Source organism: Aurantiacibacter hainanensis, assembly GCF_036321025.1.
Classification (GTDB): domain Bacteria; phylum Pseudomonadota; class Alphaproteobacteria; order Sphingomonadales; family Sphingomonadaceae; genus Alteraurantiacibacter; species Alteraurantiacibacter hainanensis.
The window spans coordinates 873,718-900,442 of the sequence record NZ_JAZAPB010000001.1 but is presented as its reverse complement, the minus strand read 5'-3'; the positions used below and the strand labels follow the sequence as shown (position 1 = coordinate 900,442).

General features: G+C 66.0%; 31 protein-coding genes and 1 tRNA gene. 18 read left to right on the top strand and 14 right to left on the bottom strand.

All coding sequences use genetic code 11. From position 1 onward, the window contains the following. The first annotated feature begins 75 nt into the window (after window positions 1-75). On the top strand, window positions 76-1,641 hold the full coding sequence (locus tag AAA989_RS04450) for a tryptophan halogenase family protein (RefSeq protein ID WP_338241401.1): 1,566 nt from the start codon (window positions 76-78) through the stop codon (window positions 1,639-1,641). Here AAA989_RS04450 and AAA989_RS04445 read toward each other — a convergent pair. Together AAA989_RS04445 and AAA989_RS04440 are read right to left on the bottom strand one after the other, a co-directional pair. Further along, a complete protein-coding gene (locus AAA989_RS04445; protein WP_338241400.1) occupies window positions 1,638-2,114 on the bottom strand; it encodes a GNAT family N-acetyltransferase in 477 nt (158 codons plus the stop codon). The genes AAA989_RS04450 and AAA989_RS04445 overlap by 4 nt on opposite strands. Before the next feature lie 2 nt (window positions 2,115-2,116). After that, window positions 2,117-3,013: a prephenate dehydratase gene (locus AAA989_RS04440; protein ID WP_338241399.1), complete on the bottom strand. Its 897-nt coding sequence runs from the start codon at window positions 3,011-3,013 to the stop codon at window positions 2,117-2,119. 121 nt (window positions 3,014-3,134) lie between these two features. Between AAA989_RS04440 and AAA989_RS04435 the strand changes: the two genes are divergently transcribed. Beyond that, on the top strand, window positions 3,135-3,818 hold the full coding sequence (locus AAA989_RS04435) for a c-type cytochrome (protein WP_338241398.1): 684 nt from the start codon (window positions 3,135-3,137) through the stop codon (window positions 3,816-3,818). 22 nt (window positions 3,819-3,840) lie between these two features. Here AAA989_RS04435 and AAA989_RS04430 read toward each other — a convergent pair whose 3' ends face one another. From AAA989_RS04430 to AAA989_RS04420, 3 genes are all read right to left on the bottom strand, one after another. After that, window positions 3,841-4,509, bottom strand: a complete 669-nt coding sequence (locus AAA989_RS04430; RefSeq protein ID WP_338241397.1) for an RlmE family RNA methyltransferase — start codon at window positions 4,507-4,509, stop codon at window positions 3,841-3,843. Beyond that, complete coding sequence (locus tag AAA989_RS04425) at window positions 4,509-5,690, bottom strand: Ppx/GppA phosphatase family protein (protein WP_338241394.1); 1,182 nt, start codon at window positions 5,688-5,690, stop codon at window positions 4,509-4,511. The genes AAA989_RS04430 and AAA989_RS04425 overlap by 1 nt, the downstream gene beginning before the upstream one ends. A 94-nt stretch (window positions 5,691-5,784) precedes the next feature. After that, a complete protein-coding gene (locus AAA989_RS04420; protein WP_338241393.1) occupies window positions 5,785-6,594 on the bottom strand; it encodes a sterol desaturase family protein in 810 nt (269 codons plus the stop codon). A 53-nt stretch (window positions 6,595-6,647) separates the two neighbouring features. On the opposite strand from AAA989_RS04420, the gene AAA989_RS04415 reads away from it, so the two are divergent. Both AAA989_RS04415 and AAA989_RS04410 read left to right on the top strand, forming a co-directional pair. Continuing rightward, window positions 6,648-7,229, top strand: coding sequence for a TIGR04282 family arsenosugar biosynthesis glycosyltransferase (locus tag AAA989_RS04415; protein WP_338241392.1), 582 nt, complete (start codon window positions 6,648-6,650; stop codon window positions 7,227-7,229). Continuing rightward, window positions 7,226-7,948, top strand: coding sequence for a glycosyltransferase (locus AAA989_RS04410; RefSeq protein ID WP_338241391.1), 723 nt, complete (start codon window positions 7,226-7,228; stop codon window positions 7,946-7,948). Before AAA989_RS04415 ends, AAA989_RS04410 begins: the two co-directional genes overlap by 4 nt. On the opposite strand, the gene AAA989_RS04405 is transcribed toward AAA989_RS04410, so the two are convergent. Together AAA989_RS04405 and AAA989_RS04400 are read right to left on the bottom strand one after the other, a co-directional pair. Continuing rightward, a complete protein-coding gene (locus AAA989_RS04405) occupies window positions 7,899-8,945 on the bottom strand; it encodes an SDR family oxidoreductase (protein ID WP_338242179.1) in 1,047 nt (348 codons plus the stop codon). The genes AAA989_RS04410 and AAA989_RS04405 overlap by 50 nt on opposite strands. Window positions 8,946-8,947: 2 nt before the next feature. Beyond that, window positions 8,948-9,997: a methyltransferase domain-containing protein gene (locus AAA989_RS04400; RefSeq protein ID WP_338241390.1), complete on the bottom strand. Its 1,050-nt coding sequence runs from the start codon at window positions 9,995-9,997 to the stop codon at window positions 8,948-8,950. A 106-nt stretch (window positions 9,998-10,103) separates the two neighbouring features. Between AAA989_RS04400 and AAA989_RS04395 the strand changes: the two genes are divergently transcribed. From AAA989_RS04395 to AAA989_RS04370, 6 genes are all read left to right on the top strand, one after another. Continuing rightward, a complete protein-coding gene (locus tag AAA989_RS04395) occupies window positions 10,104-11,519 on the top strand; it encodes a dihydrolipoyl dehydrogenase family protein (protein WP_338241389.1) in 1,416 nt (471 codons plus the stop codon). Further along, complete coding sequence (locus AAA989_RS04390; RefSeq protein WP_338241388.1) at window positions 11,519-12,517, top strand: radical SAM protein; 999 nt, start codon at window positions 11,519-11,521, stop codon at window positions 12,515-12,517. Before AAA989_RS04395 ends, AAA989_RS04390 begins: the two co-directional genes overlap by 1 nt. Further along, window positions 12,514-12,987 (top strand): DUF2147 domain-containing protein, encoded by a 474-nt coding sequence (locus AAA989_RS04385; protein WP_338242178.1) that lies wholly within the window; start codon window positions 12,514-12,516, stop codon window positions 12,985-12,987. The genes AAA989_RS04390 and AAA989_RS04385 overlap by 4 nt, the downstream gene beginning before the upstream one ends. Window positions 12,988-13,047: 60 nt before the next feature. Then, window positions 13,048-13,121, top strand: a tRNA-Gln gene (locus AAA989_RS04380). Window positions 13,122-13,427: 306 nt separating this feature from the next. Beyond that, window positions 13,428-14,405: an acyltransferase family protein gene (locus AAA989_RS04375; protein WP_338241386.1), complete on the top strand. Its 978-nt coding sequence runs from the start codon at window positions 13,428-13,430 to the stop codon at window positions 14,403-14,405. A 64-nt stretch (window positions 14,406-14,469) separates the two neighbouring features. After that, window positions 14,470-15,312: a Crp/Fnr family transcriptional regulator gene (locus AAA989_RS04370; protein ID WP_338241384.1), complete on the top strand. Its 843-nt coding sequence runs from the start codon at window positions 14,470-14,472 to the stop codon at window positions 15,310-15,312. A 54-nt stretch (window positions 15,313-15,366) separates the two neighbouring features. Here the strand turns inward: AAA989_RS04370 and AAA989_RS04365 are convergent, their stop codons facing one another. Continuing rightward, the gene (locus AAA989_RS04365) at window positions 15,367-15,792 is read right to left on the bottom strand and encodes a DUF6894 family protein (protein WP_338241383.1); all 426 of its coding nucleotides are present in this window, start codon (window positions 15,790-15,792) and stop codon (window positions 15,367-15,369) included. Between the two features lie 85 nt (window positions 15,793-15,877). Here AAA989_RS04365 and AAA989_RS04360 point away from each other — a divergent pair, with 85 nt between their 5' ends. Then, the gene (locus tag AAA989_RS04360) at window positions 15,878-16,126 is read left to right on the top strand and encodes a hypothetical protein (RefSeq protein WP_338241382.1); all 249 of its coding nucleotides are present in this window, start codon (window positions 15,878-15,880) and stop codon (window positions 16,124-16,126) included. Between the two features lie 18 nt (window positions 16,127-16,144). On the opposite strand, the gene AAA989_RS04355 is transcribed toward AAA989_RS04360, so the two are convergent. The 6 genes from AAA989_RS04355 to AAA989_RS04330 all read right to left on the bottom strand — a co-directional run bounded on the left by AAA989_RS04355 (window position 16,145) and on the right by AAA989_RS04330 (window position 21,280). Further along, entirely contained in the window at window positions 16,145-17,404 is a 1,260-nt protein-coding gene (locus tag AAA989_RS04355; RefSeq protein ID WP_338241381.1) for an adenosylmethionine--8-amino-7-oxononanoate transaminase, read from the bottom strand. After that, window positions 17,401-18,018, bottom strand: a complete 618-nt coding sequence (bioD, locus tag AAA989_RS04350) for a dethiobiotin synthase (RefSeq protein ID WP_338241380.1) — start codon at window positions 18,016-18,018, stop codon at window positions 17,401-17,403. The genes AAA989_RS04355 and bioD overlap by 4 nt, the downstream gene beginning before the upstream one ends. Next, entirely contained in the window at window positions 18,015-19,169 is a 1,155-nt protein-coding gene (locus tag AAA989_RS04345; protein ID WP_338241378.1) for an aminotransferase class I/II-fold pyridoxal phosphate-dependent enzyme, read from the bottom strand. The genes bioD and AAA989_RS04345 overlap by 4 nt, the downstream gene beginning before the upstream one ends. 15 nt (window positions 19,170-19,184) lie before the next feature. Further along, the gene (gene bioB / locus AAA989_RS04340) at window positions 19,185-20,195 is read right to left on the bottom strand and encodes a biotin synthase BioB (RefSeq protein ID WP_338241377.1); all 1,011 of its coding nucleotides are present in this window, start codon (window positions 20,193-20,195) and stop codon (window positions 19,185-19,187) included. Between the two features lie 87 nt (window positions 20,196-20,282). Further along, the gene (locus tag AAA989_RS04335; protein WP_338241376.1) at window positions 20,283-20,630 is read right to left on the bottom strand and encodes an ArsR/SmtB family transcription factor; all 348 of its coding nucleotides are present in this window, start codon (window positions 20,628-20,630) and stop codon (window positions 20,283-20,285) included. After that, window positions 20,627-21,280: a peroxiredoxin gene (locus tag AAA989_RS04330; protein WP_338241375.1), complete on the bottom strand. Its 654-nt coding sequence runs from the start codon at window positions 21,278-21,280 to the stop codon at window positions 20,627-20,629. The genes AAA989_RS04335 and AAA989_RS04330 overlap by 4 nt, the downstream gene beginning before the upstream one ends. A 78-nt stretch (window positions 21,281-21,358) precedes the next feature. On the opposite strand from AAA989_RS04330, the gene AAA989_RS04325 reads away from it, so the two are divergent. From AAA989_RS04325 to AAA989_RS04295, 7 genes are read left to right on the top strand one after another with little or no spacing between them, the layout of a single operon-like run. Continuing rightward, window positions 21,359-22,288, top strand: a complete 930-nt coding sequence (locus AAA989_RS04325) for an MBL fold metallo-hydrolase (protein ID WP_338241374.1) — start codon at window positions 21,359-21,361, stop codon at window positions 22,286-22,288. Continuing rightward, window positions 22,285-22,734, top strand: a complete 450-nt coding sequence (locus tag AAA989_RS04320) for a YeeE/YedE family protein (protein WP_338241373.1) — start codon at window positions 22,285-22,287, stop codon at window positions 22,732-22,734. Before AAA989_RS04325 ends, AAA989_RS04320 begins: the two co-directional genes overlap by 4 nt. Further along, a complete protein-coding gene (locus tag AAA989_RS04315; protein WP_338241372.1) occupies window positions 22,731-22,940 on the top strand; it encodes a YgaP family membrane protein in 210 nt (69 codons plus the stop codon). The genes AAA989_RS04320 and AAA989_RS04315 overlap by 4 nt, the downstream gene beginning before the upstream one ends. Further along, a complete protein-coding gene (locus AAA989_RS04310; RefSeq protein ID WP_338241371.1) occupies window positions 22,937-23,350 on the top strand; it encodes a DUF6691 family protein in 414 nt (137 codons plus the stop codon). The genes AAA989_RS04315 and AAA989_RS04310 overlap by 4 nt, the downstream gene beginning before the upstream one ends. Then, window positions 23,350-23,679, top strand: a complete 330-nt coding sequence (locus AAA989_RS04305; RefSeq protein WP_338241369.1) for a protein tyrosine phosphatase family protein — start codon at window positions 23,350-23,352, stop codon at window positions 23,677-23,679. Before AAA989_RS04310 ends, AAA989_RS04305 begins: the two co-directional genes overlap by 1 nt. Window positions 23,680-23,702: 23 nt before the next feature. Then, window positions 23,703-24,929, top strand: coding sequence for an NAD(P)/FAD-dependent oxidoreductase (locus AAA989_RS04300; RefSeq protein WP_338241367.1), 1,227 nt, complete (start codon window positions 23,703-23,705; stop codon window positions 24,927-24,929). Between the two features lie 9 nt (window positions 24,930-24,938). After that, window positions 24,939-26,693, top strand: coding sequence for a SulP family inorganic anion transporter (locus tag AAA989_RS04295; protein WP_338241366.1), 1,755 nt, complete (start codon window positions 24,939-24,941; stop codon window positions 26,691-26,693). Window positions 26,694-26,725 lie beyond the last annotated feature (32 nt).

The window sequence follows — 26,725 nt, the reverse complement described above, 5'->3', positions numbered from 1 at the left end:
ACTGGTTGCATGGGGACGCAGGCGAAGCAACGGTCCGCATTGCATCGCGGCAAACAAATCCGCAAAAGGACGCGCATGACGCAGATTGCAGGTGGAGAATACCCGCTACAGTCCCCGCGCGAACAACGCGTTCGCAAGGTGCTGATCGTGGGTGGAGGATCGTCGGGATGGATGGCGGCGGCGGTGCTGGCGACGGCGCTTTCGCGCGACATCCAGGTGCAGCTGGTCGAAAGCGATGCAATCGGCATCGTCGGCGTGGGCGAGGCGACAATTCCGCCGATGCAGAAGTTCAACCGCTTCCTGCGGCTGGACGAACGGCAATTCGTTGCCGAGACCAACGGCACCTTCAAGTTGGGGATCGAATTTCACAACTGGGGCCGGGTGGGGGATCGCTACCTGCACCAGTTCGGCACCGTGGGGCGGGAACTGGATGCGCTGGTCGCTCTGCATCACTGGTGGCTGCTGGGGCGCAGGGCAGACACGCGCGAGGACTATCCCGAATGGCAGGATTGCCATGTCGCCTATCACGCAGCGCGCAAAAATCGCTTCGCCCCCTCCGGGCCGGACAAGCAGCAACTGCCCAACCGCTACACCCATGCCTATCACTTCGACGCCCACCTTTATGCCGCTCTGCTGCGCCGCGTGGCGGAAAGCCGCCGGGTTGACCGCGTGGAAGGCATGGTCACGGGTGTCGAGCGCGACGGGGAAAGCGGCTTCGTCACCGGCGTCACCCTGCAGGACGGGCGGACGCTGGAAGCCGACCTGTTCATCGACTGCTCCGGCTTTCGTTCGCTGTTGTTGGGCAGCGAACTGGGGGAGAAGTGGACGGACTGGTCGAAGTGGATTCCTTCCGACCGGGCGCTTGCCGTGCCGACCAGGCGGGCGGAGGGTGGCCTGAAACCCTATACGCAGGGGATCGCGCACAGCGTCGGCTGGCAGTGGCGCATTCCCCTGCAGCATCGCACCGGCAACGGTCACGTCTTCGCCAGCGCCTTTTCCAGCGAGAGCGAGGCGGAGGAGCGGTTGCTGGGCAACCTCGACGCAGACCCGCTGGCCGAACCGCGCCTGATCAAGTTTGCCACCGGGCGGCGCGAGCGCGCATGGGTGGGCAACGTGGTGGCCGTGGGCCTGTCTTCGGGCTTCCTCGAGCCGCTGGAATCGACCTCGATCCACTTCGTCCAGACCGCGCTGGAACGGCTGGTGGAGCTGTTCCCCACACGCGCGATGGATCCGGTGCTGCGCGATCAGTTCAACGCCCGAACGCAGCTGGAGTGGGAGCAGGTCCGCGACTTCATCATCGGCCACTACAAGCTGACCGAGCGGGACGATTCCGAATTCTGGCGCTACACGCGCAGCATGGATGTGCCCGAAACGCTGGCGGAGACGCTGGAGGTCTGGCGCGCGCGGGGGCACCTGGCGGTAAACGGCGGGCACCTGTTCAAGATCGGCAGCTGGGCATCCATGATGATCGGGCAGCGCTTCCTGCCCAAAGGCGTCCACGCGCTGGCCGACAGAGCCGACCCAGTCGAGATTGCGGGTCAGGTTCGCCGGATTGCGGAGGAATGCGCGCAGGCCGCCGACCGCCTGCCGCCGCACGAGGAGTTCATCGCACGCAACTGTGCCGCGAGGGAAATGGCCTAGAGGTCCATACCCATGCACATGCTGAAATCGTCGAGAACGTAATCGGCATAGGCATCGCAGGGGGCAAAGCCATGCTTGGCGTAAAGGCGCTGGGCCGGTTCGAAAACCGGGTGGCGGCCCGTTTCCAGGCCCAGCCAGCGAAGCCCCTCGGCTCGCGCCGTCGCGATCAGGTGAAGAAGGATCGCTTCCCCCGCTCCGGTGCCGCGAAAGGCGTCGGCCGCGCGCATGGACTTGATCTCGCCCATGCCCTCGCCCAGCCGCTTCAGCGCTCCTACCGCGGCCAGCTCGCCGTTTCGCCGCGCGGCATAGAAGGTGACGCCGGGCTCCTTAAGCCGCTGCGCGTCCAGGGCATGGACCTTGCAGGCGGGAGAACAGCGATGCATTTCCTCGAGGTGACGCTCCAGCAGGGCAAGAACCTCGGGCGCCTCCACCGGATCGGGCGCGATGACAAAGGCATCGGACGCCGTCGTCATGGCTATCCCCGCGGCCGGGCCTGGGGGTAGGTGCCGAACATGCGCACCCCCTCGCAGTAGAACGAAAGCTCGTCCAGCGCGCGGTCCACCGCAGGATCGCCGGGCGCGCCGATGATATCGGCATAGAACATCGTGGCCGCGAAGCTCGCCCCCTTCTGGTAGCTCTCCAGCTTCGTCATGTTCACGCCGTTGGTGGCGAAGCCGCCCAGCGCCTTGTACAGCGCGGCGGGGATGTTCTTTACTTCGAAGACGAACGTCGTCATCGCGTCCTGTCCGCGCAAAGAGGCAGGATACAACGGCTCGCGCGCCAGGATCACGAAGCGCGTGGTGTTGTCCTCGGCGTCTTCCACGTTTTCGTCGACGATGGTGAGCCCGTAGAGGTCGGCGGCCAGTTTCGGCGCAATGGCGGCGATGCTGGGGTCGCCCAGGGCGGCGACGTGCGCTGCGGCCCCGGCCGTATCGGCATGGCTGAGCGGCACGATTCCCCTGTCGCGCAGGTAGTGGCGCGACTGGGTGAGCGCGTGGGGATGGCTGTAGGCGGCATCGAACGGCCCCTCGCTGTCGAGCGCCATCAATGCATGGTGGATCGGCAGGAAATGTTCGCCGACGATGGAAAGCCCGCTTTCCGGCAGCAGGAAATGGATGTCAGCGACGCGGCCGGCCTGCGAATTCTCGATGGGAATCATCGCGCACGAGGCCAGTCCGTCCTTCACCGCGTCGATCGCGCCGGCGAAGCTGAAGCAGGGCAGCGGCAGCGCATGCGGATCCCATTCGGATACGGCGCGGTGCGAATTGGCTCCCGGTGCGCCCTGGAATGCGATGGCGCGCGCGGGTTCCTGCGCGGCGGCAGTGCGCATGGATTCGACCAGGACGAGGGCAGGGGCGGGATAGGATTCCATCGGGTAAAGGCCGGTAGCGAGGCCGCGCGCCCCCGACAAGCACGCATACGCCCTTGCGAACCGGGCCAGCGCACATTAGAGCGCGCCACGCAGACAGTTCCAACCGGCAGAGATTTTCGTCATGAGCAACACCAACACCATTTTCGGCTGGGTTCTGGCCAGCGGCATCGTCGCTCTGGGCCTGAGCTCGATCAGCTCAAAAGTCTTCGAGGCCGACAACCCCGAAGTCGAAGAGGGTGCCTTCGGTTACGTGATCGATGCGCCGGAGGAAGGCGCCGTTGCCGACAGTGGTCCTTCGTTCGCGGCCCTGCTGGCGAGCGGCACCGCTGCTGCCGGTGAAGCCGTTTTCGCCAAGTGCACGGCCTGCCACACGATCGAGCAGGGCGGGGCCGCCGGCATCGGACCCAACCTTTACGGTGTCCTGGGTACCGGCATCGGCGAGCACGCTCCGGGCTTCGCCTATTCCTCGGCGCTCGCCGAGAAGGGTGGCGAATGGGATTACGCGAACATGGATGCCTGGTTGGCCAGCCCGCGCGGTTTCGCCAACGGCACCAAGATGAGCTTCGCCGGCCTTTCCAGCGCGGAAGACCGCGCCAACGTGGTGCTCTACATGCGTGAATACGGCGGTGGCCCGCCGCTGCCGGAAGTTCCTGCAGAAGTTCCGGGTGAAGGCGAGATCGACGGTCCGGGCGAAGGCCCCGGCCAGACCGAAGGTGCCGCCGTGGATCCGATGGAAGCCACCGGCGCGATGGGCGACGAGCAGCCGGTGCCCGAATCCCTGCCGGAAGTCAGCTCGGGCGAATAACCGCCCGCGGGCGGCGCGGCGGCTATTCGCCGCGTCCCTTGAATCCCTGCGCTACGACATACCACTCGCTGGAGCCCTTGCGGCTGGCGGGGGGCTTGGCATGCTTCACCGTCTTGAAATGCTTCTTGAGCAGGTCGAGCAGGTCCTTGTCGGTGCCCCCGGCAAATCCCTTCGCCACGAACGAGCCGCCCTTTTCCAGCACTTCCACCGCGAACCAGGCGGCGGCCTCGACCAGAGCCATCGTCCGCAGGTGATCGGTCTGCTTGTGGCCTACCGTGTTGGCGGCCATGTCCGACATCACGAGATCAGGCGGACCGTCCAGCGCGGCGGTCAGCGCCTCGGGCGCGGCATCGTCCATGAAGTCCATCAGCAGGATTTCGACGCCCTCGATCGGCTCCGTTTCCAGGATGTCGATGCCCACGATGGCCGCTTTCGGAGCGCGGCGGCGCACCACCTGTGCCCAGCCGCCCGGCGCAATGCCCAGGTCCACCACCCGCCGCGCGCCTTTCACCAGGCCGAAACGCTCGTCCAGTTCGATAAGCTTGAAGGCGGCGCGACTGCGAAAGTCCTCCTCCTTCGCCCGCTTGACGTAGGGGTCGTTCAACTGACGCTCCAGCCAGCGCTGCGAGCTCGCCTTGCGCTTCTTCGCGCTTTTCAGGCGGCGCTGCGAATCGCCTCCGGCACGGGCCATCAGTTTGCGGCCCCGGTCTGCTTCAGCCGGCGCAGGGCGGCCTGGGCCTCGTGCCCCTCGGCATCGGCGGCCATCAGGCTGCGCAGGATGCCCTCGCGAATGCCGCGATCCGCCACGCCCAGCCGCTCGGCAGGCCAGATGTCGAGAATGGCTTCGAGGATGGCGCATCCCGCCACCACCAGGTCCGCTCTGTCCGATCCGATGCAATCGAGTTCGCTACGCTCGGCCGGCGACATGCTGGAAAGCTGCTGCGAGATACCGCGCATGGAATCGGATGGCACGATCAGTCCGTCCACCGCCTTGCGGTCATACTGCGGAAGCCCAAGGTGAACGCTGGCAAGGGTGGTGACGGTGCCGCTGGTGCCCAGCAGGCGCTGTTCGGGAACCTGGTGCCTGGCGATCCGCTCGGCGAACTCGGCGAAACTGTCGCGCACGATCTGCTTCATGCGGGAATAGCGCGCAAGCCGACCTTCGGCATCGTCGGGTTCGTTGCCTACCGTTTCCGAAAGCGAGACCACGCCCCAGGGAACGCTTTGCCAGTCGAGAATGCGGGGCACGGGGGCGCCCGGTTCGATCAGCACGAGTTCGGTGGATCCGCCGCCGATATCGAAGATGATCGCCGGGCCGATGCCGTCTTCCAGCAGGATGTGGCATCCCAGCACGGCCAGCCGCGCTTCTTCCTGCGCGCTGATGATGTCCAGCACGATGCCCGTTTCCTGGCGCACGCGCTCGATGAAATCCTCGCCGTTGACCGCGCGGCGGCAGGCTTCGGTGGCAACCGAGCGGGCAAGGTGAACGTTGCGGCGGCGCAGCTTGTCCGAGCACACCTTGAGCGCGCCGAGAGCGCGGTCCATCGCCTGATCCGACAGGCGGCCCGCCTGCGCCAGGCCTTCACCAAGGCGCACGACCCGGGAGAAGGCGTCGATCACGACGAAATTCTCGTCCGACGGGCGGGCGATCAGCAGGCGGCAGTTGTTGGTGCCGAGATCGATCGCGGCATAGGCCTGCTTGAACGATTTGTGAGGGGGACGGCGCCATGTGCGGGAGTTCCGCTGTGAGCTGCCATTGTAGTCGCCGGAACTGCTCTTTTGGCCGCTTCTTGGGTTGTGGCGCCGTGATTGCCCGTCGGGCGCCTTGTTCTTGGCCTTTTCGCGTCGATCCGGCGGATTGATATCCGCCATACTCGTATTCTTTCACTATTCTATCACCCGCCCAGCGGGGCGGAACCTGCATGCAAGCTAGCTCAAGCGGCTATGTTGCACAAGTCGCGCCCCCTCAGGGCGCGGCAAGCTCGTCGCGCTGGCCGGTCGTGCGGAACGGCGCCTCGAGCGCGGGCAGCAGCCGGATGTCGCGTTCGGCGGAAGGATCGTCCACGCCGATGGCGATGTGCCGCTGGGACACGTCGGCGCGGAACGTGCCATGCAGCCGGTCCCAGAAACTGATGCCGCTGGTCCAGTTGGAATCCATCTCGTCCAGTCGCTGACTGTGATGAATCCCGTGCATCCTCGGTGTCGTGACGACCAGCGAGAGCGCCTCGTCGACGCCTTCGGGCAGGCGCAGGTTCGAATGGTGGAACAGGATGGAGCCGAGGAAGAACCCGCGCCATGCATCGTGCGTCTGCGGGTCGGCGCCCGAAAGGCGCACCTGCAGAATGCGCATGGGCACCGAAATCAGCATGTCCGCAGCGTGAAAGCGGACGGCGGTGGACATGTCGAGATCGGGATCGACGTGGTGGACCCTGTGGAAGCGCCAGAGGAACGGAACCTTGTGCGTGGCGACGTGCCACAGGTAGTAGGTGTAATCCATCAGCAGGAAGGCCGCGATACGGCCGGGAAAGCCGCCGATCATGTGCTGCAATCCGCGCCTCGACCTGCCGTTTTCCCGCGCGATCGCCTCGGTGATGGGAGCCTCGCTGGCCATGATCACCGCCTGGCATGCCGCGCCCATCGCGCCGTTGCGCACCATTCGGGGCAACTGTTCGCGAGTGCGGCGGCGCAGCGGGCGGGCGCGCTCTGCCAGCAGCAGGGCGCCCACGGCAGCTCCGGCCACGGCCAGTCCGGCGATCTTGGCGAGTCGAATACTCACCCCGGGACACTGACCATTCGCTTCCGCGCCGTCCAGCGGATAGAGGTCGGGTCATGACACTGGCACCCACGGTTGCGCTGTTCGCGAAATTCCCCCTCGCTGGCGAGGCGAAGACCCGGCTCGCCCCGATGCTGGGAGAGGCGGGCGCAGCCGAAGTCCACCGGCGCATGGTGGAGCGCACCCTTGCAACGGTGCGGGAGAGCGGATTGCCGTTCGCGGTCCATGCGACGGGCGCGCCCCTTGCCGAATTTGCCGACTGGCTGGGAGCGGACGTGCCCCTTGTGGAGCAGGGCGATGGCGACCTGGGCGCACGCCTGGCGCGGGTGGAGGCCCCTGCCATCGTGCTGGGGGCGGACATTCCCGGCCTGACCGCCGATCACCTGCGCGAGGCTGCACGGGCGCTTCGACACGACCCCGTCGTCATCGGCCCTGCCACCGACGGCGGCTATTACCTCCTGGGTTTCTCGGCGCCTGTGCCGATGCTCTGGCGTGACATGCCCTGGGGCACGGAAACGGTGCTGGCGGAAACGCAGCGCCGCCTTCGGGCCGAGGGCATTGCCTTCAGCCTGCTGGGCGAGCTCGACGACTGCGACAGGCCCGAGGACCTGGCGCGCTGGCCGGAACTGATGCCGTGACCACCGTCTCGATCGTCATCCCCATGCTGAACGAGGAAGCCGTGCTGGCGGACCTTGCCCGGCACATAGAGGCCCTCGACCCTGCCCCATTGGAAGTGGTGGCGGTGGACGGAGGAAGCGGGGATGCATCTGTTTCACTCGCGCAAGAGGCGGGCTGGCGCGCCGTGTCCACCGAGCGGGGGCGGGGACGGCAGATTAATGCCGGCGTGGCCGTCGCACAGGGCGACTACGTTGTTGTCCTCCACGCCGACAGCGTGCCCCCGCGCGACATGGTGGCGGTGATCTGCCAGACGCTGGCCGATCCCAGGATCGCCCTGGCGGGTTTCACCCCCGTGATCCGCGGCGAGAAGCTGCGCTGGGGCACGACCGCCCACAACTGGGCGAAGACCTGGTACGCGCCGCTGCTTTTCCGGCCGCACCTCTTTTTCCGCGGCGTCCGCCTGCTATTCGGCGACCACGCCATGTTCTTCCGCAAGGCGCAGTTCCTGGCGGTGGGCGGGTGCGACCCGGAGGCGAAGGTGATGGAGGAAGCGGACCTGTGCATCCGACTGGGGAACATGGGCCGTGTGCGGCTGGTGCCGCGAACCATCCAGACCTCCGACAGGCGGATCGCCGAATGGGGGCCTCTCAAGGCCAACTGGATATATCTGAAGGTGGGCCTGATGTGGGCTATGGGCGCGCGGCAGCGGCTGGACAGGCATTATCCCGACGTTCGCTGACGGGTGCCTGCGGCAGGTAGCCACGCTCAATGCCGTAAGCGATCAGCCGGTCGAGCCAGGCGGCATCGGTCGGCGGACACGCAAGGCCGGTCACATTGCCGAACCTGCTGTCGTCGAAACGCGGGCTGCGCGTGAAATAGGCCCCGAAGGTGGCCATCATCCGCCCCAGCAACATGCGTTCCGCCGGGCGCAGGCTGTCCGCGTCGAAGCTGTCGGGATCGACCACCTGCGGATCGGGGAAATGCGCCACCCGCGCAACGCCGCGCGCCAGTTCGGCCGCGGGAAGCGGCGTGTCGGCGACGAGGTGGTAGTAGCCTCCGCTTGCATTCCCGAACCGCTCGGCCAGCCGCACGATGCCTTCGGCCACATGGCAGACCGGTACGAGGTCCAGGGTCGAATTGCTCCGTGCCGGGAATGTGCCCACCTTGCCCCGCGCCATCAGGCGAAAGACGTTGCACAGCGAGGGGAAGTCGCGGATTTCGCCGGTCGCATGATCGCCCAGGACGATGGACGGGCGCGCGACCACGAACGGCAGACCGCTCTCGGCCACCGCGGCCTCGGCCTGCGCCTTGCTCGCTTCGTAGTTGTTGGTGAAGCGCGTTCCCGCCAGCACCGGCCCTTCCGCAATCACCCCTTCGCGCGTGCCGCAGACATAGGCCGTGCTGACATGCACGAAGCCCGCGCCGGCAGCCCCGGCAAACTCAACGGCGTTGCGCGTGCCTTCCACGTTCACGGCGGCGAGGACATCGCGAGGTGCATCGAACTCGAGGCTGGCGGCGCAGTGGATGACGAGGTCGATGTCGAACGCGGCCGGGTCCAGCCCCATCAGCGGGCGGGTGACATCACCGTCCACGACAGTCGCCCCCGCCACCTGTGCACCGTCGTTGCCGCGCACCTCGCGCACCTTGCGGACCATGGCCGTCACTCCATGGCCGCGTGCCGCAAGCCGCGCGCAGACTTCGCCGCCGATCAGCCCGGCGGCTCCGGTGACGAGCACGTTCAGCAACAGGGCGCGTCCGTCCCTGCGGGATTGGCGTCGGACTGGCCGAAGGGGACGGCCGTTCCGCATCCGGGGAAGACGCCGAAATGGCGGCTGAAATCGCCGATGAATTCGAAATGCGGGGCAAACCGCGTCTCGGCCAGCATCAGCCAGGAATTGCCGCACACGGGGAAGACCTTGCCAGTCTCGATCCGGTGGTGCGCATCGAGTTCGAATGCCGTTTGCTGTTCGGGCACGGTGCCCTTGTAGATCACCGCCTGCCCGTAATCCTCGCACTGCGGTTCCAGCCCGGCCAGCTTGAACAGGCGATAGGTGGCGGAGACGAAGGCGATGCCAGCCAGCTTCTCGGCCGCCTCGGCATCGTTGATCGCCAGCGGACGGTCGGTGACGAGGCGCGGATCGCCAAAACCTGCGGCCTTGGCGATGCGCTCGAAATCGCCCCAGTAGAGCGCGCCAGAAAGGCACTCCCCGTGCAGTACAGGATCGTCCAGCAGGTGCCCCGGCACGCGGCGGTCGGCGTAGACGTCGGAGAAGTACAATTCCCCGCCCGGCTTCAGCAGGCGGTGCGCGGCGCGGAACACCGCTTCCTTGTCGGCGACGAGGTTGATGACGCAGTTGGACACGATCACGTCGAAGCTCTCCGGCTCCAGTCCCAGCCGGTCCAGCTGCTCGATATCGCCTTCGACGAAGTCGACATTGGCAAAGCCGAAGCGCTCCGCGTGCCAGTCCCTGTGCGCATTCGCCACGGCCAGCTGTTCGGGCGTGGCGTCGACGCCGGTCACATGGCCATCGGGTCCGACCATCTGCGCCAGCAGGTAGGCATCCTGACCGCTGCCCGAACCCAGGTCGAGCACGCGGCAGCCCTGCAGCGACTGCGGCACGACGAGGCCGCAGCCGTAGTAGCGCGCCTTCACCTCCTCATGCACGTTTCGCAACGCTTCGCGCACCGAGGCGGAAGGCATGTCGAACGTGCAGCAGGCATCGGTGCGCAGGTCGGCGGAGCCTTCCAGCATCTTGCCGTAATAGTTGCGGGAGTTTTCGAGATTCATGAAACCGTTCTTCCTCGAGTGCCGAAAGCATGCATGGACGAGTTGGCCTTCGTAGGCCATCCTGATTTGGTTACGGGCCTGATCGGGTCACGGGCAGGAGCATTTGTTGAAATACACCCATGACGTGATCGTGATCGGCGGCGGCGCGGCCGGTCTTACCGCGGCGGGCGGCTGCGCGCTATTCGGCCTTAGGACTGCCCTGATCGAAGGGCACAGGATGGGCGGGGAATGCCTGAACAACGGCTGCGTGCCGTCCAAGGCGCTGATCGCTGCAGCCCGCCGCGCCGCCGAAGCGCGCGAGGAAAAGCGCGCCGGCGTGCACCTGGCCGCTCCGCGCGTGGAATGGAGCGGCGTCCACGCGCACGTGCACCGGGCCATCGCCGGTATCGCGCCGCACGATTCCGTGGAGCGGTTCGAGGAAATGGGCTGCGAGGTCATCCAGGACTGGGCGAGGTTTGCCGGGCCGAAATCGGTCGAGGTCGCGGGACGCACGCTGACGGCGCCGCGCATCGTCATCGCCACCGGCAGCGTGCCGTTCGTGCCGCCGGTGGAGGGGCTTTCCGACGTGCCCTATCTCACCAACGAGAACCTGTTCGACCTGGAAGAACAGCCGGGGCATCTCGTCATAATCGGTGGCGGGGTGATCGGCATGGAAATGGCGCAGAGCTTCCGCCGCCTGGGCAGCGACGTGACGGTGATCGAGCCGGGCGAGCCGATGGCGCGGGACGACCGCGATTCCGTGGCCGTGGTCCTGGACGTGATGAAGCACGAGGGGGTGCGCTTCGTTACCGGCACGGCGGCCAAGGTGTCCGGCGAGGCGGGGGCGGTCACCGTCACGACCGAGGACGGCGAGGAGATCCGAGGCACGCACCTGCTGGTGGCCGTGGGACGCAAGGCGCGAACCGAGGGCTACGGGCTTGAGGAACTGGGCATCGCGATGGGCCTCAACGGCATCGAGGTGGACGCGCGGCGCCGCACCAGCCTCAGGCATATCTACGCCATCGGCGATTGCCGCCAGGGGCCGCGCCTCACCCACGTCTCGGGCTACGAAGGGTCGAACGTGGTGCTGGAAATCGCGCTGGGCCTGCCGGCCAAGGTCGATTGGCGAGCCCTGCCGTGGTGCACCTATACGGAGCCCGAAGTGGCGCAGATCGGCATGACCGAAGGCGAAGCGCGCAAGGCCTATGGCGACAGGCTGCGGGTGGTGACCGAGGGTTTCGACGACAACGAACGGGCCATTGCGGAAGGACGGGACAGGGGCCACCTCAAGGTGATGCTGAAGGGAAAGAAGGTCGTCGGCGCCAGCATTTGCGGAATCAACGCGGGCGAGTTGCTGCTGCCTTTCACCCAGCTGATCACCGGCAAGAGCGGCACCTTCGACCTTGGCGGGGCGATCGTGTCCTATCCCACCCGCGCGGAGATCGTGAAAGCCGCCGCCTTCAGCGCGTGGGAGCCGACCGTGTTCGGCAAATGGCCGAAAAAATGGGCGAGCCTGCTCGCCCGCATCCGGCGCACCTTCTGATGGCGAGCCGCGCCAAAAGCCGCACTGCAACGCAGGGCGAGTCTCCCTTCGTCGTCGGAGGAGAGCGGCTGCCGGCGGAGAAGTTCAGCAATCCAGCGGTCACCGCGAAAGGAGAACGCCGCGCGTCCGTGGGCCTGCACAAGCTGGAGACCCTGTGGTTCGCCACCGGCACACTGTGCAACCTTGCCTGTGCCAATTGCTATATCGAAAGCAGCCCCACCAACGACGCGCTGGTCTATATCTCGGCAGCGGACGTGGCGCGCTTTCTGGACGAGATGGCCGATGGCCCGGCGCGGCTGACGGCGCGCGAGATCGGGTTCACCGGCGGCGAGCCCTTCATGAATCCCGAGATCATGACGATGATCGAGGACGCCCTGTCCCGCGGATACGAGGTGCTGGTGCTCTCCAACGCGATGAAGCCGATGCGCCGCCACGAGGCCGCCTTGCTGCGCCTGCGCGAGACTTACGGGGAACGGCTGACGATCCGCGTCTCCATCGATCATCACACGCAATCCGTGCACGAGGACGAGCGCGGGCCGGGCAGCTGGACGCCCATGCTGGACGGAATGCGGTGGCTGTCGTCCAACGGCTTTTCACTGGCCGCGGCCGGTCGCAGCATGGCGGGCGAAACGCAGCTGCAGGCGCGCAACGCCTACCGCCTGCTGTTCGAGGGCGAAGGAATTGCCATCGACACGGCAGACCCCGCCCGGCTGGTGCTGTTCCCCGAAATGGACGCCCGTGCCGACATCGCGGAGATCACCACCGATTGCTGGAGCATCCTCGGCAAGTCTCCCGGCGATGTCATGTGCGCCAGCCAGCGCATGGTGGTGCACCGCAAGGGAGAGCCGCGCCCGCGCGTCGTCGCCTGCACGCTGCTGCCCTTCGATCCGGGCTTCGACCTTGGCGATACCGTGGCCCAGGCAGACCGCGAGGTGCCGCTGAACCACCCGCATTGCGCGCGCTTCTGCGTGCTGGGCGGGGCCAGTTGCTCGGCATGATCGCGTTGCCTCAGGCGCCATTCAGCCCCTTCGTGCGTAGAAGAGGCATGAACCTGAAAACCCTGACCATTCTGGCCGCTGCCGGCACCTTGGCCATCGCCGCGCCCGCCGCCGCGCAGAGCAGCATCGACGGCACCTATGTCGATTCCGGCGGCTATACGGAGATTACGGTGGGGCCGTGCGGCAACGCGCGCTGCGGGGAAATCACCCGCATCATCAAGCGCAAGCCCGGCGAACCGAACCGCGACGTGCACAATGACAATCCCGACCTGCGCGACCGCCCGATCCTGGGCATCCGCATCCTCAAGAACTTGACCTGGGACGACGGCGCCTGGCGGGGGGATGTCTACAATCCGGAAGACGGGAACACCTACCGCACCGAAGTTCGTCCCGCAGCAGGCGGCGCGCTGGAAGTGAAGGGCTGCGTCACGCTGTTCTGCCGCACGCGCATCTGGCCGTCGGCAAACTGATACCGCCGCTTCGCAAGGGTTGACCGAATCCCGGAGCAGCGCTAGTGGCGCGCTCCTCACTGCCCCGTCGTCTAATGGTAAGACTACGGACTCTGACTCCGTCAATTGAGGTTCGAATCCTCACGGGGCATCCATACCTTTGCTATTCAGCAACGCGCCAGGAGTTGGCGCTTCGTTCAGAAGCGTCACGATCCGCTCCGTTCTGAGATGGACGCGAGACAAATGCTGGCCATCATCTTGACGCCAAATCGAGTTCGCCGCCGCGAAGATCCAATTTTGTCGGTGTGACCCTCAAGCCATGCATTTCCGGGCTGCGAACGGACTCTCATGGCCGTCTTGTCCTGAATCTTGCTTCATTGAGACGCCGGGTGCACTCTTGCTCATAGGGGGCGGGTGAACCGGCTGAATCGACCAAGCCTGTTTGTCCTCACGGGGATGGTATGGATCGAAGTGCGAGGCTTTCGGGACTGGATGCGCAGCGGGGAATTGCCGCCATCCTCGTCGTGCTGCTTCACGTTCGCATCGTCTACGGAACGGACGTTGGCATATTCTCCCGCGCCTATCTGGCGGTCGACTTCTTCTTCGTCCTCTCCGGTTTCATTCTCGCTCGAACCTATGGCGAGCGTGACTTCCGCATGTCTGCTGGCAGGTTCTTCAAGCTACGATACGTCCGTCTCTGGCCACCAATGGCCGCGGCGGCGGGTGTTGCCGCAATCTTCTTCGTGGCTTCGGGCGTCGCGGCCTTCGAGGTCGTAGTATTGCTCGCGCCCCTGCTGTTCCTTCTGCCTAACCCGGCCACCCATGAAACGACCTTCGGCCCGTTCCCCGTCAACAATCCCGCATGGTCCATCTTTGTCGAACTGATTGCCAACTTCGCCCATGCGGCGCTCTTGTGGAGATTGCCCACGAAGGCGCTGGTTGCGATCGCGGCTGCATCCCTTGTCGGATCACAATATTTCGGCCCCGGTCTCGATCTAAAAGTCGAAACCATGTTTCCGAAAGCGTTGTGCCGCATCTTCGCCTGCTACACGCTGGGTATTATCCTAGCCCGCCACTTTCCCGCATGGCGCATCAGTCCATCAGCTGCGATCATCGCCCTGCCTATAGCGATCCTCGTTTACGGGCTGGGTGTTCCCATGACACTCGACCTTGTTTTCCCGCTGTTGTGCCCATTGTTCATCGTCGGGGCGGCGCAGCTATCGGTGTTCACCAGGACTGCTGTGATTATGGGCGCGCTGTCGTTCCCGCTCTACGCCATCCACTTGCCGGTAATCCGCCTCGTGGAATTGGGCGGAGGTAATCAGGTCGCCGCCGTCTTGGCGTCGTTGCTTGCTGCGCTCGCTGTCGCGGTTTTCGTAGATAAGCGCATCCTGCGGACACTGTTCGACAAACAGCACCAGAAGGCTTGCTCAAGCTGAAATCTCGAACCCGGCCTCGGAGAGGCAAGGGGCCTTGCTGCGGCCGCCATGTGCGTCCGGCCCCATGGAAATGCCCGCCCTCCGCCGTCGCCGCATTCTCCTCAAAACAAACTTTTGTTATCGTCCACTCGCTTGCCAAACACCGAGAGGTGGTGCGACTGTCCATCGAGAAATGATGGGCGACAGACTAATGGAACGCGCAGACTCCCCGCTGGCTAGAAACCTCTTGAGGTGCGACGCGCTGTGCGCGGCGCGGCGGCAGGTGCTGACGATAGCCGCCACGAAATCGATTCGTTCGATCGGCCCGCGCAAGGATTTGGTGCGCGAAGGAGAGAGCCCGAAGTCGATCAAGGTCGTCCTCGAGGGATGGGTGGCGCGATACAAGCAATTGCCGGACGGCCACCGGCAAATCCTCTCCCTGATGATTCCCGGCGACATTTGCGATGCGAATGCATTCGTGCTCGAACAGATGGATCATTCGCTCGGCGCGCTGACGCACGTTCGATACGCGGAGATTGCGCGGGGCGATTTCGAGACGCTCGTCGACGAGGACCCGAAGCTGCTGAAGGCCTTGTGGTGGAGCGAGATGGTGACCGCTTCGATCCAGCGCGAATGGACCGCCAATATCGGGCAGCGGCAGGCGAATGCACGCATAGCCCATCTCTTTTGCGAGATGCACACCCGCCTGCAGGGCATCGGGCTTGCGGACGACGACAGCTTCGACTTTCCCCTTACCCAGGCCGACCTGGGCGAGGCGACGGGTCTCACGGCGGTGCACGTGAATCGCACGCTGCAGAACTTGCGCAAAGCCGGCACCATCGAATTGCGCCACAAGCATGTAACGGTGCGTGATCGGGAGAAATTGTGGGAGATTGCGATGTTCGATCCGGCCTATCTCCATGGTTAGCCGGACCAGTCCTCTACCCTGTGCCGGCCAGACCGGGCCGGATACCTCCCGCAGCTATTTCCGAACGGGGAAGGGGGGCATTTCGCTCAATTCCGCGAGAAGTCTAGAGGATTCGTCCAGCGACTGGCGAGCCTCGTAAACCCTCTGTTTGATCCCCTGCCTCTCCACATTTGTCCTGCGGTGCGAGTCGCCGAGTTCACGAGATAGTTCTTCGTGCGAGCGCAACGGCCGCTTGTCGGTCCGCCTGCAATCATCGAGGAGTTCGGAAAACGGCAGCTCAAACAACTCGATCCCGCACTCGTCCTCGATCGAGAACCGGCAGAGCAGCGGATCACGCCGCTGGGCAAGCAGTTCCGCCCACATGGCACGGGCGCCCTTTGTCGCCTCCACGTAGGCGGCTTCGGCGCTGGAAAGGTCCAGACCGATCTCGTCGAGCTCCAGGCTCTCGCCGTCGAAGAAATGAAAAAAGTACAATGCCATGGCAACCCATCTAGCATTCGGCGCTGATCCGTTGCTGAACCATGTCCCCGAAAGTTGAGAATTCTCACTAACCTATATTACTCTGATGACCCATATTTCTCCGCATTGTCCCGTGCACCCCGGCAATCCGTCCCTGGATCGCATAGAGGGCGTGGTGTTGAGCTTCATCGACATTACCGAGAGGCGGCATGCCGAACTGGCTCTGCGCAGGAACGAGGAGCGCTATCGCGTGATGTTCGAGAAGTTGCAGGAGGCAGCGATCGAACAGAGTGCCGACCGCGATGCACTGGAAAGGGCGCGGGCGCAGCTCCAGTCCGAATACGACGCTAGCTGAACGGGCGCATGGCCTAGCCTAGCGCACGCACGCGTCCAGCGCGCCTGCCATGGCATCGGCCACGCGGTCGATATCGTCCTGCGTGATGCAATAGGGCGGCATGGTGTAGACCGTGTTGCCCAGCGGGCGGATCAGCACGTCGTTCGCGAAGAAATGGGCGCGCAGGCGCGGGCCTATCTCGGCGAGGTATCCGGCGTCCTCCCCTGCATCGACATCGAAGGCGATCATCGTGCCGCACTGGCGCGGGCTGACCACGTCGCCACGCCGCGACAGGTCTTGCAGCTTCTCGCCCAGGCGCTGCGACAAGGTCGCGACGCGATCGAGCACCGGCTCCTCCCGCCATATGGCAAGGTTGGCGACTGCCGCGGCGCAGGCCACCGGGTTCGCGGTGAAGCTGGACGAGTGGTAGAACAGCTTGGAACGATCGGTGGAATAATGCGCGTCGTAAATCGGCGCGGTGGCCATGGTGACGGCCAGCGGCATCGCGCCGCCCGTCAGCCCCTTGGCAAGGCACAGGATGTCGGGCGCGACCCCGGCCTGTTCGCAGGCGAGCAGCGTGCCGGTGCGGCCCCAGCCTGTCATAACCTCGTCGGCGATGAATAGCACGCCGTGCCGGGCACAGGTCGCGCGCATCTCGGCCAGCACCTGCGGCGGGTAGGTGAGCATGCCGCCCGCCCCCAGCAGCAGCGGTTCGACGATGAAGGCGGCGACGTCTCCCGCGGCGCAGGAGGCGTCCAGCGCGTCGAGGCTCGGCTGCGGGTCCTCGCCGGGGAAGGGCACGGTGCCCACGTCGAACAGTAGGGGGGCATAGGGGCGGTTGAACACGCCGCGCGCGCCCACGCTCATCGCCCCGATGGTATCGCCGTGATAGGAGTGTTCGAGCACCATGATCCGGTGCCGCGGCTCGCCGCTGTTGTGCCAGTATCCCAGCGCCATCTTCAGCGCGACTTCCACGGCGGTGGAGCCGCTGTCGGAATAGAACACGTGATCCAGCCCGGCGGGCATCATCTCCACCAGCCCGCGCGCGAGCGTTTCGGCAGGTTCGTGGGTCCAGCCCGCGAAGATGACCTGGTCCAGCTTTTCCGTCTGCTCGCGGATCGCCGCCATGATGCGCGGGTGGTTGTGGCCGTGGGTGGTCACCCACCAGCTGGATATGGCGTCGATCACCCGCCGCCCGTCGGCGGTATGCAGCACGGCACCTTCGCCCCGCGTCACCAGCGCAATGTCCTCGCCCAGCCCGTGCTGGTGGAAGGGATGCCACACGGGCGAGCGGCTCATGCCAGCAGGTCCGTGCGGATATTGGCGGCGAAAGCCTTCGCCAGCGTTTCGGCGTCCAGCGGGTCGAGGCGGGGAAGGCGGCCGAGGTGCGCCACATTGCCGATGCGGGTGATCGCGCCCTCCGCCACGGGCTCCTCCGCGCCGATGAAAGCGACGCCCGCCACCGCGATGCCCCGCGCGCGCAGCGCCTCTATCGAGAGCAGCGAGTGGCTGATCGTGCCAAGCTGCGTGCGCGCGACCAGGATGGCGGGCAGGTTCCAGCGGGCGAACAGGTCTGCCGCCAGCAGGTCCTCGCGATAGGGCACCAGCACGCCGCCCGCGCCTTCCACCACGAGCGGGCGGTCGGTTTCGGGCAGTTCCAGAGCCGCGTCGGAGATCGTGACGCCGTCCACCCGCGCCGCTTCGTGCGGGGAACAGGGCGTGGCAAGGCGATAGGCCTCTGGCAGGACCAGCGCATCGGGAGCGAGCCGCGCCACGGCCTGGCTGTCCGTCTCGCCCTCCAGCCCCGCCTGCGCGGGTTTCCAGTAGGACGCCCTCAGCGCCTGCGCCAGACCGGCGGCGAACACGGTCTTGCCGACGTCGGTATCGGTGCCGGTGACGATGAAGCCGGTCATGGGCGCTTCCAGTCCGAAATGGCCGACAGTACGCGGTCCACGTCCTGCGCGTTCAGCGTGGAACGCAGGGCAAAGCGGATGCGGCTGGTCCCGCGCGGCACGGTGGGCGGACGGATGGGCAGGGCGGCTATCCCGGCGTCCAGCAGGTGTTGGCCAAGGGACAGCGCGTCGGCCTCGCTGCCGACGACGAGCGGCACGATCTGCGTGGTGGAGCCCTGCGTGTGATGGCCCATGTCATGCAGCCCCGTGCGCAGCTGCTCTCCCAGCCGGGAGAGATGTTCCCGCTCGGCGTCCATGCCGGGCACCAGCTCCAGCGCGGCGTCCATCGCGCCCAGAACGGCGGGCGGCGGGGCGGTGGTGAAGATCAGTCCGGCGCACATGTTGACGAGGTAGTCGCGCACCATCGGCGAGCAGGCGATGTAGGCGCCGAAGCCGCCCAGCGCCTTGCTGAAAGTGCCCATCACCACCTGCGCGCCGGGATGCTGCGCGGTGAGGCCCGCGCCGCGCGGGCCGAACAGCCCGGTGGCGTGCGCCTCGTCCACGTAGAGCAGGGCATCGTGATTGCGCGCGAGGTCATTCAGGCGCGGCAGGTCGGCGCGGTCGCCGTCCATGCTGAAGACGCTCTCTGTCACGATCATGCGCGCCGGGGCCTCGCGATGCTCCTGCAAGAGGGCGTGCAGGTGGTCGCAATCGTCGTGGTCGTAGAAATGCACCTCCGCCTGCGCGGCGCGGCAGCCGGCGTGGATCGAGTTGTGCACCAGCCGGTCGGCGAAGATCACCGTGCCCTTCGTGGCCTTGGCCAGCGCCGGGATTGCGGCGGCGTTGGCCTGCCAGCCGGTGGCGAACAGCAGCGCCGCCTCGCTGCCCTTGAACGCGGCGACCTTGCCTTCGACCGCGAGGTGATCGGCGGTCGTGCCGGTGATCAGCCGCGAGGCGCCCGCACCAGCGCCTGACCGGCGCAGGTATTCGCCCGACCGCTCGATCAGCAACGGATGCCGCGAAAGGCCGAGATAGTCGTTGCTGGAAAAGTCGAGCAGTTCGCGCCCGTCACGCACCAGTCGCCCGTCACCGCGCATCTCGACCGCGCGCAGCACGCGCGTGCGATCCTTCGCCGCGATCGTCTCGAGCGAATGGCGGATATGGTCTAGCATTGAAGCTGGTGGCCTTCAGGTCAGTTCGGCTTCGGCCTTCCGGCACCCGGCGCGCATCGGCTCTTCGCTTTCCATCGCCTTCAGGCCCAGGCGTTCGAACAGGGCGGCATCGCTGTCGTCGCCGGCATTGGGCGCGGTCAGCAGCCTGTCGCCGGTGAAGATCGAATTTGCCCCCGCCAGGAAGCACAGCGCCTGCGTGGCGTCGCTCATGCTCTCGCGACCGGCGGAAAGGCGCACCATGCTCATCGGCATGGCAATGCGCGCCACCGCCACGGTGCGCACGAACTCGATATCGTCGATCTTCGCCAGGGGCGTATCGGCCAGCATGTCGCCCAGCGGGGTGCCCTTGACCGGCACCAGAGCGTTCACCGGCACGCTTTCCGGGTGGCGTTCGAGCGTCGCCAGTGTGTGGACGAAGCCGACGCGATCCTCGCGCGTCTCGCCCATGCCCACGATGCCGCCGCTGCATACGTTGATGCCCGCCTGCCGCACGTTTTCCAGCGTGGTGAGCCGGTCCTCGTACTTGCGGGTGGTGATCACGCGCTCGTAATATTCGGGGCCGGTGTCGACGTTGTGGTTGTAGTAGTCGAGGCCCGCCTCGGCGAGCTGCTCCGCCTGCTTCGGCGTCAGCATGCCCAGCGTCATGCAGGTTTCCATGCCCATTTCGCGCACGCCCTTCACGATCTCCACGATCCTGGGCATGTCGCGGTCCTTCGGGTTGCGCCACGCGGCGCCCATGCAGAAGCGCTGACTTCCCGCATCCTTGGCCTGCGCCGCCGATTGCAGCACCTGGCGCACGTCCATCAGCTTGGTCGCTTCCACGCCGCTGTCGGCATGGGCGCTCTGCGAGCAGTAGCCGCAATCCTCGGGACAGCCGCCAGTCTTGATGGAAAGCAGGGTGCACAGCTGCACCTCGTCCGCGCTGTGGTGTTCGCGGTGGACCGACGCGGCGCGGAACAGCAGTTCGGTGAATGGCAGGTCGAAGAGCGCGGCAATCTCTTCGCGGGTCCAGTCGGTGCGGATCATCGGGTGTTGTGTCCTGTTCGGGCGCGAAAGGTGCGCTGCTTGCGCTCCCCTTTGGCAAAAAAGGACGGCGAGGTGAAGCGTTGCGAACTAGATCTGCAGGCGGGCGAAATTCGCCACGCCCGGCGCAGGCCCGCGCGTGATCGGGTCGGCCGGCCTGCGGGTGGTGGCGGGCACCAGATTCCCGAGGGCCGCACCAACGCGGGCAAACGCATCCTCATCAAGCGAATAGTAGACCAGCTTCGCCTGCCGCCGCGTCTGCACCAGGTCGGCCTTGCGCAGGATGGCAAGCTGCTGCGAGAGCGTGGGCTGGCCGATGCCCGTCTCCTCCTCGATCTCGCCGACATTCCGCTCCCCCTTCGCCAGCGTCTGCAGGATAAGCAGGCGCGAGGCGTGGGCTATGGCCTTGAGCGAGTCGAGCAGCGTTTCGTCTGTCATCGCTTGCGCTCCTGCCAGAACCAGTCGCCGGGCTTTTCTGCGGCAAAGACATCGTCCAGCGCATCTCCGGGCGGGCTGAGCAACGGATCGCCCTTCGTCCAGTTCGCAGGCGCCAGCGCGGCGGTATCGTCTGCCGCCTGCAACGCATCGAGCACGCGCAGCATCTCGGGAACTGAGCGTCCGATGTTGGGCGGGTAGCAGGTCATGGCGCGGATCACGCCGGACGGATCGATGAAATAGGTGCTGCGCACGCCCCAGCTGTCGGGGTCGCCCGGAGCGGCCATGCCATAGGCCCCGGCGATGACCATCGTCGGATCCTCGATGACCGGAAAGCGGACCTCGACGCCGAAGTGGTCGCGGATCAGCCGCAGCCAGGCGAAGTGCGAGAACAGCGTATCGATGGATAGCGCCATCAGCGCGCAATCGCGCTTTTCGAATTGCTCGGCCTCTCTGGCGAGGGCGACGAATTCGGACGTGCAGACAGGCGTGAAGTCCGCCGGGTGCGAGAACAGCACGAGCCAGCGCCCGCGAAAATCGGCGAGGTTTACAGGCCCTGTCGTCGCTCGCGCCGTGAACACGGGCGCCCTGTCCCCGATGCGGGGCGGCGAGGGCCTTGGGGAATTACCGGAGTTCTCGTTTTCAGAATACATGCAAGTGACATAGCTCTTGACGCGAATCGACGCAATACATATCTTCAATTTACGAAATTGATTATAGGACGTTTGATAATGAGCACCGATGAAGCCCTTGCCGTCGCATCCGCCCAGGTCGAACGCGCTCGTGCCGACGAGAGCAAGCGCCCCACGATCGCGGGTTTTTTCGACGAAGCCACTTACACAATTACCTATGTCGTGCACGATCCCGCCACGAACGAGGCGGCGATCATCGATTCCGTCCTCGACTACGCGCCCAATTCCGGCCGCACGTCCTACGGGTCTGCCGACCTCGTGATCGAATACGTCGAGAAGAACGACCTGAAGGTCACCTGGCTGATCGAGACGCACGCGCATGCCGATCACATCTCCGCTGCGCCCTACCTGCAGGAAAAGCTGGGCGGCAAGCTGGCCATCGGCAAGGAAATCATCCGGGTGCAGGACGTGTTCGGCAAGCTGTTCAATGCCGGCACCGATTTCCAGCGCGACGGCTCGCAGTTCGATCACCTGTTCGCCGACGGTGAGACCTTCAAGGTGGGCGAGCTGGAGGGCATTGCCCTGCACGTGCCCGGCCATACCCCCGCCGACATGGCCTTCATCATCGGCGATGCGGCCTTCGTGGGCGACACCATCTTCATGCCCGACTTCGGCACGGCGCGCGCGGATTTCCCCGGCGGCGACGCGAAGCAGCTGTATCACTCGATCCGCCGTCTGCTGGCGCTGCCGGAGGAAACCCGGCTGTTCATGTGCCACGACTACAAGGCTCCGGGCCGCGACGAATACGCCTGGGAAACCACGGTGAAGCAGCAGCGCGAGGAAAACGTGCACGTGAAGGACTCGGTGACCGAGGAAGAGTTCGTCGAGATGCGCACGAGCCGCGACAAGACCCTCGACATGCCCACCCTCATCATGCCCAGCGTGCAGGTGAACATCCGCGGCGGGCGCCTGCCCGAGCCGGAGGATAACGGCGTCGCCTACATCAAGATACCGGTGAACGCGGTATGACGCTGCCCGGCTTTCCCGATGCAGCCCCCGTCGACGGCCTGATCGGCGGCGCGCTGATCGGCGTGGCGGCGGCGATCATGCTGCTGGCCCTGGGCCGCATCGCCGGCGTGTCCGGCATCGCCGCCAAGGCGGCGGGCCTCGGCGGCAGCGGCATGGACCGCCTCTCTGCCTGGGCCTTCGTGGTCGGCCTGCCCCTGGGCGCGCTGGTCGTGATGCTGGCGCGCGGCGGGCTCGATCCGAGTTTCGCAGGGCCATTGCCGCTGGTCGCTGCCGGCCTGCTGGTGGGGTTCGGTACGCGAATGGGCAGCGGCTGTACCAGCGGCCACGGCGTCTGCGGCATGAGTCGCCTGTCGGGCCGCTCGATCGTCGCCACGCTGACTTTCATGGCCGCGGGCATCGCCACGGTCGCAGTGATGAATTCCCTTGGAATGGAGGTGTTGAAATGAAGACGAACATGGGTTCTCTCGACCGTACCTTGCGCATCATCGCCGCGATCGTTCTCGTGGCGCTGGCGGCAACCGGCACGATTTCCGGCACGCTCGCCATCATCGCCTATGTCGTGGCCGCGGTGTTCGTGCTGACCAGCTTGGTCAGGTTCTGCCCGGCCTATCTGCCGCTGGGCATCAACACCTGCGGAAAGCGCGGCACGTGAGGGCCATCGCTTCACTGATCGCCGGAGGAGTGTTCGGCGCAGGCCTAACCATCGGCGGCATGACCGATCCCGCCCGCGTGCGCGGGTTCCTGGACCTGTTCGGCGACTGGGATCCGACTCTCGCCTTCGTGATGGGCGCCGCGCTGGTCGTGATGTTCATCGCCTGGCGGATCGTGCCCGGCATGGCTCGCCCGATCCTGGATGACGACTTCCACGTTCCCACCAAGAGCGAACTTACTCCGCAATTGATCGGAGGGGCCGTGCTGTTCGGCGTGGGATGGGGCATCGCCGGCCTGTGCCCGGGCCCGGGTGTCGCCGCGCTTGCCATCAAACCCGCAGGGGCAGCTATTTTCGTAGTCGCCATGCTGGCGGGCATGGCCGTTCACCGCATGACACAAGGAAAGGCCTGATGGAGACGACGAAGCTGTCCGACACCCTGTCTGTGACCGGTCAGGTCCGCCCCGACGAGGTGGCGCAACTGGCCAGGGCCGGGTTCAGGTCCGTCATCTGCAACAGGCCGGACGACGAGGAGCCGGGCCAGCCCGACTTCGCGCAGATCGCCGCCGCGGCGCGGGAGCAGGGCATGGAAGCGCGGCACATCCCGGTCGATGCCGAACACACGGTGGAGATGCAGAGCGCCGCGTTCGCCCGCGCCCTGGACGAGCTTCCGAAGCCGGTGCTGGCCTACTGCCGCACCGGCAATCGCTGCACCAAGCTGCATGAAGCGGTGAGCGGATAGACATAGCGAGAGAGGAATTTCCCATGAGCGCCCAATCAACCCATCATACCGTGGTGATCGCGGGCGGCGGATCGGCAGGCATTGCCACTGCCGCATCGCTGCTGCACCGCCACCCCGGCCTCGACATCGCGGTGATCGAGCCCGCTGATGAGCACTATTACCAGCCCGGCTGGACCATGGTGGGCGGCGGCGTGTTCGAAAAGGACGAGACGGTGCGGTCCGAAGCCTCCGTCATGCCCAAGGGCGTGACCTGGCTGAAAGCGGCGGTGACCGGCTTCGATCCGGCCGCCAACGCGGTGGAATACGGCGAAGGCGGGCGCGTCACCTACGATGCGCTGGTCGTGGCCATGGGCAATCGCCTGGCGTTCGAGGAGATCGAAGGGCTTCCCGAAACGCTGGGCAGGAACGGCGTGACCTCCAACTACCGTTTCGACCTCGCCCCCTATACCTGGGAACTCGTGCAGCAGACCCGCAAAGGCCGGGCGCTCTTCACCCAGCCCGCCATGCCGATCAAGTGCGCGGGCGCGCCGCAAAAGGCGATGTATCTCTCCTGCTCCGAGTGGGAGAAGCGCGGTGTGCTGGACGATATCGAGGTCGAGTTCCACAACAACGGCGGCGTGCTGTTCGGCGTATCGGACTATGTCCCAGCGCTGATGGAATACGTCGAGCGTTACGGTATCGATCTGAAGCTCGGCTCCACCCTGACCCGCGTCGATGGCCCGGCAGGGAAGGCGTATTTCGCAACCGAAGACGGCGAGGTGGAGCGCGAGTTCGACATGCTCCACGTCTGCCCGCCGCAGAAGTGCAATGCCGTTGTCGCCGCCAGTCCGCTCGCCGACGAGGCGGGCTATGCCGAGGTGGACCAGTATACCCTGCAGCACGTCCGCCACGACAACGTCTTCGCCGCGGGCGATTGCGGCAACATGCCCAACGCCAAGACGATGGCCGCCGCCCGCAAGCAGGCGCCGGTGGCCGCGGTGAACCTGCTGGCACATCTGGAAGGCAAGCCGCTGCCGGGCCAGTACGACGGATACGGCAGCTGTCCGCTCACGGTGGAGCGAGGCAAGATCGTGCTCGCCGAATTCGGCTATGGCGGAAAATTGCTGCCCACGTTCCCCCTGTGGATGATCGACGGAACCCGGCCCAGCCGCGCGGCCTGGACGCTGAAGGTCGACATCCTGCCCGGCATCTACTGGAACGCCATGCTGAAGGGGCGCGAATGGATGGCCCGGCCGATCGGCGGAGCCTGACACCGCGACATGCTAGCCCGCTATTTCCCGATCCTCGAATGGGGAAGGGCCTATGACGGCCATGCCTTGAGCAGCGACCTGGTGGCGGCGGTGATCGTCACCATCATGCTGATCCCGCAGAGCCTGGCCTATGCCCTGCTGGCGGGTCTGCCGCCGGTAGTGGGCCTCTATGCCTCGATCCTGCCGCTGGTGGCCTATGCCGTGTTCGGCACCAGCCGCACGCTGGCCGTGGGGCCGGTGGCCGTGGTCAGCCTGATGACGGCCAGCGCTGCGGGCGCCGTGGCGGCGCAGGGAACGACCGAGTATCTCGAAGCGGCGATCACGCTGGCGGCGCTGTCGGGCGTGATGCTGTTCGTGCTCGGCGTGCTGCGCATGGGCTTCCTTGCAAACCTGCTGTCCCACCCGGTCATCAGCGGGTTCATCACCGCAAGCGGCATCCTGATCGCCACCAGCCAGCTGCGGCATATCCTGGGTGTCCAGGCGGGCGGCGATACCTGGCCGCACATGCTGGGGTCGCTGGCACAAGGACTGCCGGGGACGAACCCCTGGACGCTGGCGGTTGGCGTGCCCGCCATCGTTTTCCTGTTCTGGGTGCGCAAGGGGCTGAAGCCTCTGCTCGTGCGACTTGGGCTCAAGCCCCGCGCGGCGGATATCGCCGCCAAGGCCGGCCCCGTGGCGGCTGTCGCGGTCAGCATCCTGGCGGTGATCGCGTTCGACCTTGCAGGCAAGGGCGTGAACATCACCGGCGAGATCCCCTCCGGCCTGCCGCCATTCGCCGTGCCCAGCACCGACCTGTCGCTGATCCAGCAACTTATCGTGCCCGCCCTGCTCATTTCCATCATCGGCTTCGTCGAGAGCGTCTCTGTCGCGCAGACGCTGGCCGCCAAGCGTCGCCAGCGCATCTCGCCCGACCAGGAACTGATCGGCCTTGGTGCGTCCAACGTCGCCAGCGCGTTTTCCGGCGGCTATCCCGTCACCGGCGGCTTCGCACGTTCGGTGGTGAACTTCGATGCCGGTGCGCAGACGCCTGCCGCCGGGGCATTTACCGCCGTCGGCATCGCGCTCGCTTCGCTGTTCCTCACGCCGCTGCTGTTCGCCCTGCCGATCGCCGTGCTGGCGGCCACCATCATCGTCGCCGTGCTGAGCCTGGTGGACCTGAAGACCCCGCAGCAACTGTGGACCTATTCCCGCGCCGATTTCGCCGCGCACGTGGCCACCATCGCCATCACCCTGCTTGCAGGGGTGGAGATGGGCGTGATCGCGGGCGTGTCCGTCGGCCTGCTGCTCTACCTGTGGCGCGCCAGCCGCCCGCACGCCGCCATCGTCGGCCGCGTTCCGAATACCGAGCATTTCCGCAACATCGAACGCCACCGGGTCTTCACCGCCGACCACGTGCTGTCCATCCGCATCGACGAGGCGCTGACCTTCCTCAACGCCCGCTGGCTGGAGGAATACGTGCTGGAGCAGGTCGCCGACCGCCCAAGGGTGCGCCACGTGATCCTGATGGCGAGCGCGGTGAACGAGATCGACGCATCGGGCCTCGAAAGCCTGGAGGCGATCAACCACCGCCTGTCCGATGCCGGGATCAAGCTGCACCTTTCCGAAGTGAAGGGCCCGGTGATGGACAAGTTGCAGCGCACGCACTTCCTCGAGGAGCTGACCGGCGAGGTCTACCTGTCGCAGTCGCGCGCCTTCGACGAGGCGCTGCGCGACGACGGTTCCGACGATGGCCGGCCCGACGATTGGGCGCGCGGCATGATCTGAGTTGAAACTATCGCACCACGTGATGCGTAACT